12 protein-coding genes are annotated in these 13,580 nt (G+C 54.0%); all 12 read right to left on the bottom strand.

Annotation, left to right across the window (positions count from 1 at the left end; translation table 11 throughout):
- Positions 1–5: 5 nt before the first annotated feature.
- Positions 6–839: a 50S ribosomal protein L2 gene (gene rplB, locus ACZ5BW_RS04115; RefSeq protein WP_464542805.1), complete on the bottom strand. Its 834-nt coding sequence runs from the start codon at positions 837–839 to the stop codon at positions 6–8.
- The gene (gene rplW, locus ACZ5BW_RS04110) at positions 839–1,174 is read right to left on the bottom strand and encodes a 50S ribosomal protein L23 (protein WP_464542803.1); all 336 of its coding nucleotides are present in this window, start codon (positions 1,172–1,174) and stop codon (positions 839–841) included. The genes rplB and rplW overlap by 1 nt, the downstream gene beginning before the upstream one ends.
- Positions 1,171–1,791, bottom strand: a complete 621-nt coding sequence (rplD, locus tag ACZ5BW_RS04105; RefSeq protein ID WP_464542801.1) for a 50S ribosomal protein L4 — start codon at positions 1,789–1,791, stop codon at positions 1,171–1,173. Before rplD ends, rplW begins: the two co-directional genes overlap by 4 nt.
- Positions 1,791–2,501: a 50S ribosomal protein L3 gene (rplC, locus tag ACZ5BW_RS04100; protein WP_464542799.1), complete on the bottom strand. Its 711-nt coding sequence runs from the start codon at positions 2,499–2,501 to the stop codon at positions 1,791–1,793. The genes rplD and rplC overlap by 1 nt, the downstream gene beginning before the upstream one ends.
- 109 nt (positions 2,502–2,610) lie before the next feature.
- Positions 2,611–2,919: a 30S ribosomal protein S10 gene (rpsJ, locus tag ACZ5BW_RS04095; RefSeq protein WP_011380122.1), complete on the bottom strand. Its 309-nt coding sequence runs from the start codon at positions 2,917–2,919 to the stop codon at positions 2,611–2,613.
- A gap of 87 nt (positions 2,920–3,006) precedes the next feature.
- Complete coding sequence (gene tuf / locus ACZ5BW_RS04090; protein ID WP_464542772.1) at positions 3,007–4,197, bottom strand: elongation factor Tu; 1,191 nt, start codon at positions 4,195–4,197, stop codon at positions 3,007–3,009.
- A 24-nt stretch (positions 4,198–4,221) separates the two neighbouring features.
- The gene (gene fusA, locus ACZ5BW_RS04085) at positions 4,222–6,312 is read right to left on the bottom strand and encodes an elongation factor G (RefSeq protein ID WP_464542796.1); all 2,091 of its coding nucleotides are present in this window, start codon (positions 6,310–6,312) and stop codon (positions 4,222–4,224) included.
- 130 nt (positions 6,313–6,442) lie between these two features.
- On the bottom strand, positions 6,443–6,913 hold the full coding sequence (gene rpsG / locus ACZ5BW_RS04080; RefSeq protein WP_464542793.1) for a 30S ribosomal protein S7: 471 nt from the start codon (positions 6,911–6,913) through the stop codon (positions 6,443–6,445).
- 88 nt (positions 6,914–7,001) lie between these two features.
- Positions 7,002–7,379 (bottom strand): 30S ribosomal protein S12, encoded by a 378-nt coding sequence (gene rpsL / locus ACZ5BW_RS04075; protein WP_011380119.1) that lies wholly within the window; start codon positions 7,377–7,379, stop codon positions 7,002–7,004.
- Between the two features lie 137 nt (positions 7,380–7,516).
- The gene (locus ACZ5BW_RS04070) at positions 7,517–7,654 is read right to left on the bottom strand and encodes a hypothetical protein (RefSeq protein WP_464542790.1); all 138 of its coding nucleotides are present in this window, start codon (positions 7,652–7,654) and stop codon (positions 7,517–7,519) included.
- A gap of 184 nt (positions 7,655–7,838) precedes the next feature.
- Positions 7,839–9,248 (bottom strand): aspartate aminotransferase family protein, encoded by a 1,410-nt coding sequence (locus tag ACZ5BW_RS04065; RefSeq protein WP_464542788.1) that lies wholly within the window; start codon positions 9,246–9,248, stop codon positions 7,839–7,841.
- An 88-nt stretch (positions 9,249–9,336) separates the two neighbouring features.
- The gene (rpoC, locus tag ACZ5BW_RS04060) at positions 9,337–13,566 is read right to left on the bottom strand and encodes a DNA-directed RNA polymerase subunit beta' (RefSeq protein WP_464542786.1); all 4,230 of its coding nucleotides are present in this window, start codon (positions 13,564–13,566) and stop codon (positions 9,337–9,339) included.
- Positions 13,567–13,580: the final 14 nt, after the last annotated feature.

Here is a 13,580-nt window from a genome sequence, read left to right as displayed (position 1 = left end):
ATTCATTATCCCTTGTTTGAATAACGACGTCGCACAATCATGCCGTCGGTACGCTTGTTCACCCGCGTACGGAAACCCTTGGAAGGCGTTCCCCATGGGCTGACAGGATGACGTCCCGCCGCTGTTTTACCTTCACCCCCGCCATGAGGATGGTCTATCGGATTCATTGCCACCCCACGCACTGTTGGCCTGATGCCACGCCACCGCTGCGCTCCTGCCTTGCCGATAGCTCGCAGGTTATGCTCCTCGTTTCCTACTTCCCCGATCGTCGCACGGCAGTTCACGTGTACCCTGCGGATTTCTCCCGAGCGCAGACGTAACTGGGCATAATCTCCCTCGCGCGCTAGAAGTTGAACCGAAGCTCCCGCTGAACGAGCAAGTTGCGCGCCTTTACCCGGCATCATTTCCACGCAATGAATGATGCTGCCAACCGGAATATTGCGCAGCGGCAATGCATTGCCGTTCTTTATAGGCGCATCTGCGCCGCTCATCAGTTGCATGCCTACAATGATGCCTTTTGGCGCAATAATGTAGCGCCGTTCGCCATCGGAATAGCAGAGAAGGGCGAGATTCGCGCTGCGATTCGGATCATATTCCAGCCGCTCCACTTTGGCTGCGATTCCATCCTTGTTGCGGCGAAAATCCACGACGCGGTAATGCTGCTTGTGACCACCGCCTATGTGGCGAGTAGTGATTTGCCCCTTATTGTTACGTCCGGCAGTGCGATTCTGCTTCTCCACCAGGTGCGGGTAAGGTGCACCCTTGTGCAGGCCAGCATTGACGACTTTGACTACCGCCCGACGACCTGGAGAGGTCGGTTTGACTTTAACCAGCGCCATTACTTGACCTCTCCTTGAGCAATTTCAGAAAAATTGATTTCCTGACCGGCCTTGATGCTGATGTAAGCCTTCTTCCAGCCACCGCGCCGCCCCATGAAACGGCCAAAACGCTTTTCCTTGCCTTTGACATTGGATATGCGCACGCTTTCCACTTCAACCTTTTGATTCTTCCACATCAATTCCACTGCGGCTTTGACTTCCGGCTTTGTTGCATCTGGAGCCACGCGAAAGATAATCTGGTTATGTTTTTCGCCTATAAACGTCGCTTTTTCCGATACCTGAGGCGACAATATCACCTGCATCAGACGCTCAGGGTTGAATGTTTGGCCGCTCATGCAAGCATCTCCTCCATTTTTGCCAGCGCATTACGCGTAATCAGTACATTTGCAAAGCGCATGAGACTGACTGGATCAGCATAACTCGCTTCAACAACCTTGACGAGTGGAAGATTTCTTGAGGAGAGATAAAGATTCTCATCAATGTTATCTGTAATGATCATGACCTGATCCAGTCCCATATCTTTCAACTTCTGTGCCAGTACTTTCGTCTTGGGTACATCAACGACAAAATTTTCCACTACCGACAATCGGTTTTCACGAACGAGTTGTGAGAGAATCGCGCCGATACCCGCACGATACATCTTGCGATTGACTTTATGGCTGAAATTCTCCTCCGGACTATTGGGAAATATTTTCCCTCCGCCCCGCCATAGAGGACTCGACGCCATGCCGGCGCGAGCGCGCCCCGTCCCTTTCTGCCGCCAGGGCTTGCGCGTCGATTTGGCGACATCCGATCGTGCCTTTTGCGCTCTGTTGGCGCTGCGTGCATTGGCAAGATAGGCTGTTACAACCTGATGCACGAGGGCTTCATTATACTCCCGGCCAAACAGGGTTTCAGAAGCTGAAACGTTTGCAGACGACTGTCCATTATCGTCGATAAGTTTAAGTTCCATTATCCACCCTTCTTGCCAGATTTCGCGCCGCCTTTTGCGGTGGCATTGACATTGCTGTTATTGACGGGTCTTCCAGATCTAATGCTTGGCGAAACTGTCACGTCCCCGCCTTTCGATCCGGGAATAGCGCCTTTGATGAGCAACAGCCCGCGCTCGGCATCGATTCGCAGTATTTCCAGGTTTTGAATGGTGCGCCTCACATTCCCCAGATGACCGGACATGCGCTTTCCGGGGAAGACGCGACCGGGATCCTGCGCCATGCCGATGGAACCGGGAACATTATGAGACCGTGAGTTACCGTGACTCGCCCGGTTAGAAGCGAAGCCATGACGCTTGATGACGCCGGAATAACCCTTTCCGATCGAGATACCGGTTACATCCACCCTCTGCCCCGGCTGAAAAATATCCAATCCGATAACTGCGCCGGGACTGAGAGTTCCAAGGGTTTCTTCTGCGACGCGGAACTCTCTCAGAATCTCTCCCGCCTCTACGGCTGCCTTGGCAAAATGCCCGGCCGAAGGTTTGTTTACACGAATGGCCCGACGCTTGCCAAACGTGACTTGCACGGCGGAATACCCATCATTAGCGGGCGTCTTGATCTGTGTGACACGATTATTAGACACGTCCAGCACTGTGACGGGCTGGCTATCACCTTCTTCGGTGAAAATACGAGTCATGCCGACCTTGCGGCCGACGAGCCCTAAACTCATTCTAATTACCCTTCTAAAAGGTGCCGATTACAATTGACCGGCAATTCATGTTGATTGAACAGGAACCCGAGTCCTTCGCTGCGAACATACTCAGAGTTGCGCTGGAAAACTACAACTTTATCTCGACATCCACTCCGGCAGGCAGATCCAGCTTCATTAACGCATCCACCGTTTTATCGGTTGGATCCATGATATCCATCAGCCGCAAATGAGTCCGGATTTCGAATTGATCACGTGAAGTCTTGTTGACATGAGGCGAACGAAGCACATCAAAACGCTCGATGCGCGTTGGCAGAGGCACCGGGCCCTTGACTACAGCACCGGTACGTTTTGCGGTTTCCACGATCTCCAGCGCCGATTTGTCTATCAACCGGTAATCGAACGCTTTCAAACGAATACGTATTTTTTGACTTTGCATAATCCAACCTCAGGTTGAGGACTCGGATTCCGAATTGACCGACCACGCACCTTGCGTAAATCTTAAATCCGATCCTTGATCCTGTTGCTATTCGATAATTTTTGCCACGACGCCTGCGCCAACGGTCCTCCCGCCTTCACGAATCGCAAAACGCAGGCCTTCTTCCATCGCAATCGGCGCAATCAGGTTTACCGTCACCGATACATTGTCCCCAGGCATCACCATCTCCGTGCCCGCAGGCAACTCGATTGCGCCCGTCACATCCGTCGTGCGGAAGTAAAACTGCGGCCGGTATCCCTGAAAAAAGGGAGTATGACGCCCACCCTCTTCCTTGCTCAGAACATAAATCTCCGCCGTGAACTTGGTGTGCGGGGTGATGGTCCCAGGCTTGGACAGCACCTGTCCGCGCTCCACTTCTTCGCGCTTGGTGCCCCGCAGCAATACGCCTACGTTGTCTCCTGCCTGCCCCTGGTCCAGAAGCTTGCGAAACATCTCAACGCCCGTGCACACAGTCTTAGTGGTAGGCTTCAAGCCCACTATCTCGATGTCTTCCCCTACCTTGATGACGCCACGCTCAACGCGCCCCGTCACTACCGTGCCACGACCAGATATGGAAAAAACGTCTTCAACCGGCATCAGAAAGCTGCCATCCACCGCCCGCTGCGGCTCCGGAATGTAGCTGTCCAGCGCTGCTGCCAACTTGTAGATGGAGGGCTCGCCTATGTCGCTCTGGTCGCCTTCCAGCGCCTTCAGGGCAGAACCAATCACTATCGGGGTGTCATCCCCGGGAAAACTGTATTTGGACAGCAGCTCGCGCACTTCCATTTCCACCAGCTCCAGAAGCTCCGCATCGTCCACCATGTCCGCCTTGTTCATGTAGACGATAATGTAGGGAACACCTACCTGCCGCGCCAGAAGAATGTGCTCCCGCGTCTGCGGCATCGGCCCATCCGCCGCTGACACCACCAGAATCGCACCATCCATCTGTGCCGCACCCGTGATCATGTTCTTCACATAGTCCGCGTGTCCAGGACAGTCAACGTGCGCGTAATGCCGCTTCTCCGTCTCATACTCCACGTGCGAGGTGTTGATCGTGATGCCCCGCGCCTTCTCTTCAGGCGCCGAGTCTATCTGCGCATAACTCTTCGCCTCACCACCAAACTTCTTCGCCAATACCATCGTGATCGCCGCCGTCAACGTGGTCTTGCCGTGATCCACGTGTCCTATCGTCCCTACGTTGATGTGCGGCTTCGTCCGCTCAAATTTGCTCTTTGCCATGATGATCCTTTTATCTGATGACGATTATTTCTTGCTTATGATCGCCTCGGCCACGTTCTTTGGCGCTTCGGCGTAATGCTTGAACTCCATCGTATACGTAGCCCGGCCCTGCGTTGCAGACCGTAACGAAGTTGCATAACCGAACATTTCCGCCAGCGGCACTTCTGCACGCACCAGCTTGAGGCCAGGCAGATCGTCCATGCCCTGGATCATGCCACGCCGGGAGGACAGATCCCCTACGACATTCCCCATGAAATCCGCCGGCGTTTCCACTTCTACGGACATCATCGGTTCCAGCAGTACAGGGCTGGCCTTGCGCATACCATCCTTGAATGCAATCGAGGCAGCCATCTTGAACGCGTTTTCATTCGAATCGACATCATGGTAAGAGCCATCGAACAAGGTGACCTTGACATCCACTACCGGAAAACCTGCCAGCACGCCATTCGGAAGTGTTTCTTCAAGGCCTTTCTGCACCGCAGGAATATATTCCCTGGGTACGGTTCCACCCTTGATTGCATCAACAAACTCGAAGCCCTTGCCGGCCTCGTTCGGCTCCATCTTGATCCAGACATGACCATACTGACCCCGTCCGCCGGACTGCTTGATGAATTTGCCTTCGACATCCACCAATTTCCGGATTGCTTCGCGATAAGCCACTTGGGGAGCACCCACATTGGCTTCGACGCCAAATTCGCGTTTCATCCGATCCACAATGATTTCCAGATGCAATTCGCCCATTCCGGAAATGATAGTTTGACCGGATTCCTCATCGGTGCGCACACGGAAGGAAGGATCCTCCTGGGCGAGACGATTCAATGCGATGCCCATTTTTTCCTGATCCAGCTTGGTTTTTGGTTCCACTGCGACGTGAATCACGGGCTCCGGAAACACCATGCGCTCCAGTGTGATGACATCACCAGGATCGCACAGCGTGTCCCCGGTAACCGCCTCCTTCAAGCCCACTGCCGCGGCTATATCCCCCGCCCGGACTTCCTTGATTTCTTCCCGCTGGTTGGCGTGCATCTGCAGCAGTCTTCCAATCCGCTCCTTGCGCCCCTTGATCGGGTTATAAACGGTATCACCAGAGGTTACGACTCCTGAATACACGCGAAAAAAGATCAATTGGCCCACATAGGGGTCAGTGGCAATCTTGAAGGCAAGACCAGCAAACGGTTCATCGTCACTCGCATGGCGTTCAGCGTGCTCGCCGCTCTCTTTTTCGCCGTCAACTGCCTCGATGTCGGCTGGGGACGGAAGATAATCGAGTACAGCATCGAGCATTGCCTGCACGCCTTTATTCTTGAAGGCGGACCCGCAGAGCATGGGTACGATTTCATTGGCAAGGGTACGAATGCGAAGACCCTGCTTAATATCCGCAGGCGACAAGTCGCCTTCTTCCAGATATTTGTTCATCAGTTCTTCATTCGCCTCGGCAGCCGACTCCACCATTTTCTCGCGCCATAACCTGACATCCTCAGCCATGTTCGCAGGGATATCGCGTTCCTCGAATCTCATCCCCTGACTGGCGTCGTCCCAATGAATAGCCTTCATCTTGATCAGGTCGACAACGCCTTCGAATTTGTCCTCTGCGCCTATCGGCAACTGAATGGGCACAGGATGCGCCTTGAGCCGGCTTTGTATCTGCTCATAAACACGCATGAAATTGGCGCCCGCACGATCCATCTTGTTGACAAAAGCAAGACGGGGAACCTTATATTTATTCGCTTGGCGCCATACCGTCTCGGTCTGGGGCTGCACGCCACCCACTGCACAAAATACGGTGCAGGCGCCATCGAGAACGCGCAACGATCTCTCCACTTCGATGGTGAAATCAACGTGGCCCGGCGTATCGATGATATTGATGCGATGGTCTGGATAGTTATGATCCATCCCTTTCCAGAAGCATGTGGTAGCGGCAGAGGTAATTGTAATGCCGCGCTCCTGCTCCTGCTCCATCCAGTCCATGGTAGCCGCACCGTCATGCACTTCACCAAGCTTATGCGATACGCCTGTATAGAACAGGATGCGTTCGGTGGTCGTAGTTTTTCCGGCGTCTATATGCGCCATGACGCCAATATTTCGGTAACGTTCAATAGGTGTCTTTCTTGCCACAGTTTTCTAGCCTTAAAATTGGAAAACTGCCGGTGGCACAATGCTCCCGGCAGCTAAAAATCAGGGACTTTTCAATCTGAATCAGGCAAACCAGGTCATGATGGCAGGTTTCCCTGCGCCATCATTGCCGTCAGAATCGATAATGCGCAAATGCCTTGTTCGCCTCGGCCATACGATGAACTTCCTCGCGTTTCTTGACCGCCCCACCCCTGCCTTCGGCAGCTTCTGCCAACTCGCCCGCCAATCGGGCGCCCATGGATTTTTCAGCTCTTTTACGCGCAGCCTCACGTAACCACCGCATCGCGAGGGCATTACGCCGAATCGACCGGACTTCTACCGGAACCTGGTAGTTGGCGCCGCCAACGCGGCGGCTTTTTACTTCCACCATTGGGCGGACATTGGACAGTGCCTGCGTAAATACTTCCACCGGATCCTTGCCCGTCTTCTTGTGAATCTGATCCATGGCCCCGTAGATAATTCGCTCTGCCACGGATTTCTTGCCTCGCGTCATCAATACATTGACAAATTTCGCCACTTCGGCATTATGGTACTTTGGGTCCGGTAAAATTTCGCGTTTTGGAACTTCTCTCCGTCTTGGCATTTTCTAACCTTGGCGTAATTATTCAGCTTACGTTATCGTCGGGGCAATCCCGATCAATCGTCTGGTTGTGTCGGGATTCAAACTGTTTTTAAGCCGACTTCGGCTTCTTGGCGCCGTATTTCGATCGCCCCTGCTTGCGGTCCTTGACTCCGGCAGTATCCAGGCTGCCGCGTACAGTATGGTAGCGTACGCCCGGCAAATCCTTGACACGACCACCCCGGATCAAAACTACCGAGTGTTCTTGAAGATTGTGACCTTCTCCACCGATATAACTGGATACCTCGAAGCCGTTAGTCAAACGGACGCGCGCCACCTTGCGCAAAGCCGAATTCGGTTTTTTGGGCGTGGTGGTATAAACCCGCGTGCAAACCCCTCGCTTTTGTGGGCTGTTTCCCAATGCGGGAACTTTGCTTTTCAGAGGTTTTGCCGCGCGCGGCTTACGTACTAACTGACTGATTGTCGGCATTTTATTTTCCAGAAAAACGGGAGGGCGACTCACCTGTCCCGCTGCCAATATAAATTTACTTCCCTATCCAGCCGCTCACGCTGTCGATCTGCCGGCGGCTAAAAAACTGCGAATTCTATGGACTTTATCTTGCCATGTCAAGCTAAAGCCTTTTTGTTTTCAATAAGCAATGAGACCTCATCACAGGAATCTGCCGTGATGAACATCTCATTGCCCGCGTGATTTTTACCAGGGACGAAATGGCGCAAAGCGGAAAAATCCTGCTCGGCAACCATCAGAGGCTTTGAAACAAAAACAGATTACAAAACAGGGTCCCCAGTCGAAATCAACGCAGTTGCGGACTGCGCGGTGAAACTCCTGAAGAACATCAATCAAATGCAGGAATACAGCAAACCTGTTCAGGAATTCAACAAGGAAATCCGATAAAGAGTGACCCAGTTCATGTCCCCGCCATGCACCTCATGCAGTTACCCGCGCCTCGCGCTTTCTGGCAGTCAGCGCATGATTGCCGAGCTTCTTCAAAACCTCCCAGGCGGGGCCTGGGAACTTGTGCAATTTTATCATGACATCCTCAAGCGCTGCGAGGAACCAGTCGACATCGCTCTCGCCGATGTTCAGCGGCGGCAGAATCTTGACAATGGGCATGGCATGGCCTGCTACCTGGGTAAGAATATGATGATCGTCAAGAAGCGGAAGAACGATTGCCTGAGCAAAAAGGTTTTCATCCATCTTGTTGACCATTGCCCATGCTGCTCGCAGCGACATTGATTCCGGCTGGCCAAACTCGATTGCAATCATGAGCCCGCGCTGCCGCACTCCCTTGAGAAATTCGAAGCGCGGCACCATCGCCTCGATTCCTTTCCTGAAACGCTCCCCGAGTACCATGGCCCGATCCATGAGCTTCTCATCGTCCAGGACACTGAGTGAGGCCAAAGCTGCGACCATCGCCATATTGCCCATCCCGAAAGTGGATGCATGAACAATCGCACGATGCAGACTGTCGTAAACGCTATCGTAGACGGCACGTCGGGTAATTGTCGCGCCGACTGGAATATAGCCTCCGGAAAGCGCCTTGGAAAGGCAGACGATGTCTGGGCGGAAATCCGGAACCCATTGGCTGGCCAGAAAACGCCCCGTGCGGCCCATACCACATTGAATTTCGTCGCAAACCATCAAGGTGCCGTATTTTCGGCATAACTCCTGCGCCCCCAGCAGGTACTCGTCGCTGGCGATATTGACACCCTTGCCCTGTATCGGCTCAAAGACGAAGGCCGCGACATCGCCCTTTGCCAGACGCGCTTCCAGTCCGGCCAGGTCGCCCATTTTCACTTCTGAACTGCCGGGAAGCATTGGCTCAAAACCCCTGCGAAAACTCGCTTCCCCATTCAGCGACAAGGACCCCATGGTCAAGCCGTGAAACGCCTTGGTGAGATGCGCAGTAGAGGGCCGACCTGTATACCCACGTGCAAATTTGATTGCTGCTTCGATTGCTTCCGTACCGGAGTTACTGAAGTAAACGGTATCCAGCCCCGGAGGCATTCGTTTTACCAGTTCGCGCGCCAGTACCGCGGCAAGCGGCGGAGCATCAAAACCGACCCACCCGGGAAACTCGGCATCCATTACCTGTTGCAGTGCATTACGAATAGCAGGATGCCGGCGCCCGAAATTGAAAACACCCCAGTTGGTCAGAAAATCGAGATAGCGCGTGCCTGTCTCATCCCAGAGATAGGCACCCTCCCCTCTCACCCAGGTTCGGTTGAATCCAAGTGTACGCAGTACCTTGACGAAGACCGGATTTATATGCTCTTCGTAAAGCTCGAAGTTTTTGCCGCGAGTTTCGGCAATGATGGCATTAATATCGATGGGCATAATTCGATTCCGTCAGACACCGGGGCTAAATGCCAACATTGCCAGTGAGCAGGATGAGGCTCGCGAGCTTCCCTTTCCCCGCCTGTTTTCAGACAGCGTATCCACTGTTTCTAATTTCTCCTGTCTCTTCCTCACTCAAAGGAGGCGTTTCGCCGGTATCCAGCATGAGGCGCTGTCTCTTGCGGGTATTGTGGAAAGTCAAACCCGTACCTGCGGGAATAAGCCGTCCTACAATAACGTTTTCTTTCAGTCCTCGCAGATCATCCTTCTTGCCCATGATAGCCGCTTCGGTCAGCACTCGTGTAGTCTCCTGGAACGATGCTGCCGAAATGAACGAGTCGGTGGACAGCGAAGCTTTAGTGATGCCCAGCAGCATATATTCATAGGTTGCCGGCCTCTTGTCCTCTAATTCAACCTGTTCGTTTTCCGCAAGCATTTCGGCGCGTTCAACCTGTTCACCGGGAATGAAGCGCGTATCGCCGGAATCCACGATCTGCACACGGCGCAGCATCTGGCGCACTATCACCTCGATGTGCTTGTCGTTGATCTTGACGCCCTGCAAGCGGTACACATCCTGCACCTCGTCGGTAATATAGCGCGCCAGTGCTTCCACCCCCAGGAGACGGAGAATATCGTGTGGATCGGCAGGACCGTCGACGATACTTTCTCCCTTGTTCACCACCTGCCCATCGTGAGCAGTCACGTGCTTGTCCTTGGGAATGAGATATTCGTGCGACACTCCATCCAGGTCCGTGATGACCAGCCGTTGCTTGCCCTTGGTATCCTTGCCGAAGGACACGATTCCGGTGACTTCTGCCAGTACGCCCGCATCCTTTGGGGAACGCGCTTCAAACAATTCCGCAACCCGAGGCAAGCCACCCGTAATGTCCCGCGTTTTCGAGCTTTCCTGTGGAATACGCGCGAGAACCTCACCGACGCTGACCTGCTGCCCATCCCGAACAGTGATGATGGAACCCACCTGGAAGGTGATGTGAACCGGCAAATTACTGCCCGCCAGCCGCACCTCCTTGCCTTCGTCATCCAGGAGCTTCACCATCGGGCGCAATCCCTTCGTTTGCACCACCCCGCGGCGCTTCGGATCGATCACCACCAGCGTGGACAAACCGGTTATTTCATCTATCTGCTTGGCCACGGTCACGCCTTCTTCCACGTTCTCGAAGCGGACCTTGCCAGAGTATTCAGTAATGATTGGACGCGTGTGCGGATCCCATGCCGCCAGTACCTGCCCAGCTTTCACGACTTCTCCGTCACGAATCAGCAAGGTCGCGCCGTACGGCGCCTTGTGCCGTTCCCGCTCACGCCCGTTGTCATCCTGAATCACCACTTCGCCGCTACGGGAAATCGCGATCAGTTCGTTACGTGCATTGGTCACATAGCGCATGCTCGGTGAATACCGCACCACACCGTTGGATTTGCTCTCGACCTGGCTTGCGACCGCTGTTCGGGAAGCCGCCCCTCCGATATGGAAAGTGCGCATAGTCAGCTGAGTGCCAGGCTCACCGATCGACTGAGCGGCGATCACGCCCACTGCTTCGCCAACATTGACCGGTGTGCCGCGTCCCAGATCGCGTCCATAACATTTGGCACACAGGCCATAGCGGGTTTCACAGGTAAGCGGGGTGCGGACCTTCACTTCATCTATACCCAGCATCTCAATGGCATCCACTGCATTTTCATCCAGCAGCATGCCTGCCGGGTAAATCACGGCCTGATGCTCCGGATTAATAATATCATTGACCACTACACGACCGAGGATACGTTCGCGTAACGCTTCTATGACCTCGCCACCTTCGACCAATGCCTTCATCACCACACCGTTGCTGGTGCCACAATCCTCCTGGGTTACGACCAGATCCTGTGTCACATCGACAAGCCGGCGGGTAAGATAGCCTGAGTTAGCCGTCTTCAGCGCCGTATCGGCCAGACCCTTGCGCGCACCGTGAGTGGAAATAAAGTACTGCAAGACGTTCAATCCTTCGCGGAAATTAGCCGTGATGGGCGTTTCGATGATTGAACCATCCGGCTTGGCCATCAGGCCGCGCATTCCTGCCAATTGACGGATCTGGGCAGCAGAACCGCGAGCGCCCGAATCCGCCATCATATAGATGGAATTGAACGATTCCTGAATCAGGGGCTTCCCTGACTCGCCCGTTTTAGCGGCTCCGGTTTCCGGATCGATGATCGGCTCGACCCCGAGTTGATCCATCATCGCCTTTGCAACCTGGTCGCCGGCGCGGCCCCATATGTCCACGACCTTGTTGTAACGTTCACCCTGGGTGACAAGACCGGACGTATACTGGAGCTCGATCTCCTGCACTTCCTTCTCGGAGGCACTAATGATTGCATCCTTCTGCGCGGGGGTAAGCATATCGTCCAGGCAGATCGAAATCCCGGCGCGCGTCGCATAGCTGAAACCGGCATACATCAGCTTATCGGCAAAAATCACGGTTTCGCGCAGGCCGCAGCGGCGGAAGCTTGCATTGATGAGCTTGGAGATTTCTTTTTTCTTGAGCACCTTGTTGATCAGCGGAAAAGGCAGCCCGGCAGGGAGAATCTCTGATAATAATGCTCGTCCTACCGTGGTTTCATACCGCGTGATCTTCTCGCGCCGCTCTCCATCCGCAACCAGCTCGTATTCGGGGATCCTCACTGAAATCCGGGCATTCAACTCGATAACGCGGTTCTCGTACGCACGGGAAACTTCGCTGATATTGGCGAAATACATACCCTCACCCCGCGCATTGACCTTCTCGCGCGTGGTGGAGTACAGTCCCAGCACGATGTCCTGTGACGGCACGATAATGGGTTCGCCGTTAGCGGGCGACAAGACGTTGTTGGTCGACATCATCAGCGTGCGGCACTCCATTTGCGCTTCCAGCGAAAGCGGCACATGGACCGCCATCTGATCACCGTCAAAGTCCGCGTTGAAAGCGGCACATACCAACGGATGCAGTTGGATGGCCTTGCCTTCTATCAGGACCGGCTCAAACGCCTGAATACCCAGCCGATGCAAGGTCGGTGCCCGGTTCAGCATCACAGGATGCTCACGAATGACATCTTCCAGGATGTCCCACACGATCGGGCTTTCGTTTTCGACCTCACGTTTTGCAGCCTTTATCGTGCTGGCGATACCCATTATTTCCAGTTTGTTGAAGATAAAGGGTTTGAATAATTCCAAGGCCATTTTCTTGGGTAAACCGCACTGGTGCAGCTTGAGCTGCGGCCCCACCACGATAACCGACCGTCCGGAATAATCCACGCGTTTCCCAAGCAGGTTCTGGCGGAAGCGTCCGCCTTTGCCCTTGATCATGTCCGCAAGCGATTTCAGCGGGCGTTTGTTGGCGCCCGTCATGGCTTTGCCGCGACGGCCGTTATCCAGCAGTGAATCCACCGCTTCCTGCAGCATGCGCTTCTCGTTGCGCACGATAATTTCCGGTGCCTTCAGTTCGAGCAAACGTTTCAACCGGTTATTGCGGTTAATGACGCGACGATACAAATCATTGAGATCGGAAGTCGCAAAACGTCCTCCATCCAGCGGCACCAGTGGCCGCAGTTCAGGAGGCAGCACGGGTAGCACGGCTAGAATCATCCATTCCGGTTTAATGCCGGATTTGCTGAATGCCTCCAACACTTTCAGGCGCTTCGAAATCTTCTTCATCTTCGTTTCGGAGCCGGTCGTTCCCATTTCGCGGCGAAGATTATCGATTTCTACACGAATATTCAGGGTATTCAATAGATCACGAATACCTTCCGCACCCATGCTGGCGCGGAAATCATCCCCGTATTCCTCGGTTTTAGCCCGGTAATCGTCATCTGTCAGCAACTGGCATCGCTGGAGAGGCGTCAGGCCCGGATCCGTTACTACATACGCCTCGAAATAGAGCACCCGCTCTATGTCGCGCAAGGTCATATCCAGCACCATCCCCAACCTGGATGGCAGGGATTTCAGGAACCAGATGTGCGCCACAGGGGATGCCAGTTCGATATGACCCATGCGTTCGCGCCGCACTTTGGATAACGTGACCTCGACACCACATTTCTCGCAGATCACGCCGCGATGTTTCAAACGCTTGTACTTTCCGCAAAGGCACTCGTAATCCTTTACCGGACCAAAGATTTTTGCGCAGAACAGGCCGTCTCGCTCGGGCTTGAACGTACGATAATTGATGGTTTCCGGCTTCTTCACCTCACCATAGGACCAGGAACGTATTTTCTCGGGAGAAGCCAGACCGATCTTGATCGAATCGAACTCTTCTTTCTGGGTAACCTGTTTGAATAAATCAAGCAGTGCTTTCATTTGTCACTCCTGTT

It is taken from the genome of Nitrosospira sp. TNL300 (assembly GCF_055385915.1).
This window is presented reverse-complemented; position numbering and strand designations above follow the sequence as displayed.

Excerpts from the sequence above, each read along its gene's own strand:
- rpoC (WP_464542786.1), bottom strand. The coding sequence starts at position 13,566 with ATGAAAGCACTGCTTGATTTATTCAAACAGGTTACCCAGAAAGAAGAG.
- rpsL (WP_011380119.1), bottom strand. The coding sequence starts at position 7,379 with ATGCCGACAATCAGTCAGTTAGTACGTAAGCCGCGCGCGGCAAAACCT.
- rplW (WP_464542803.1), bottom strand. The coding sequence starts at position 1,174 with ATGAGCGGCCAAACATTCAACCCTGAGCGTCTGATGCAGGTGATATTG.
- tuf (WP_464542772.1), bottom strand. The coding sequence starts at position 4,197 with ATGGCAAAGAGCAAATTTGAGCGGACGAAGCCGCACATCAACGTAGGG.
- rpsJ (WP_011380122.1), bottom strand. The coding sequence starts at position 2,919 with ATGCAAAGTCAAAAAATACGTATTCGTTTGAAAGCGTTCGATTACCGG.
- rplB (WP_464542805.1), bottom strand. The coding sequence starts at position 839 with ATGGCGCTGGTTAAAGTCAAACCGACCTCTCCAGGTCGTCGGGCGGTA.
- ACZ5BW_RS04070 (WP_464542790.1), bottom strand. The coding sequence starts at position 7,654 with ATGGTTGCCGAGCAGGATTTTTCCGCTTTGCGCCATTTCGTCCCTGGT.
- ACZ5BW_RS04065 (WP_464542788.1), bottom strand. The coding sequence starts at position 9,248 with ATGCCCATCGATATTAATGCCATCATTGCCGAAACTCGCGGCAAAAAC.
- rplC (WP_464542799.1), bottom strand. The coding sequence starts at position 2,501 with ATGAGTTTAGGGCTCGTCGGCCGCAAGGTCGGCATGACTCGTATTTTC.
- rpsG (WP_464542793.1), bottom strand. The coding sequence starts at position 6,913 with ATGCCAAGACGGAGAGAAGTTCCAAAACGCGAAATTTTACCGGACCCA.
- rplD (WP_464542801.1), bottom strand. The coding sequence starts at position 1,791 with ATGGAACTTAAACTTATCGACGATAATGGACAGTCGTCTGCAAACGTT.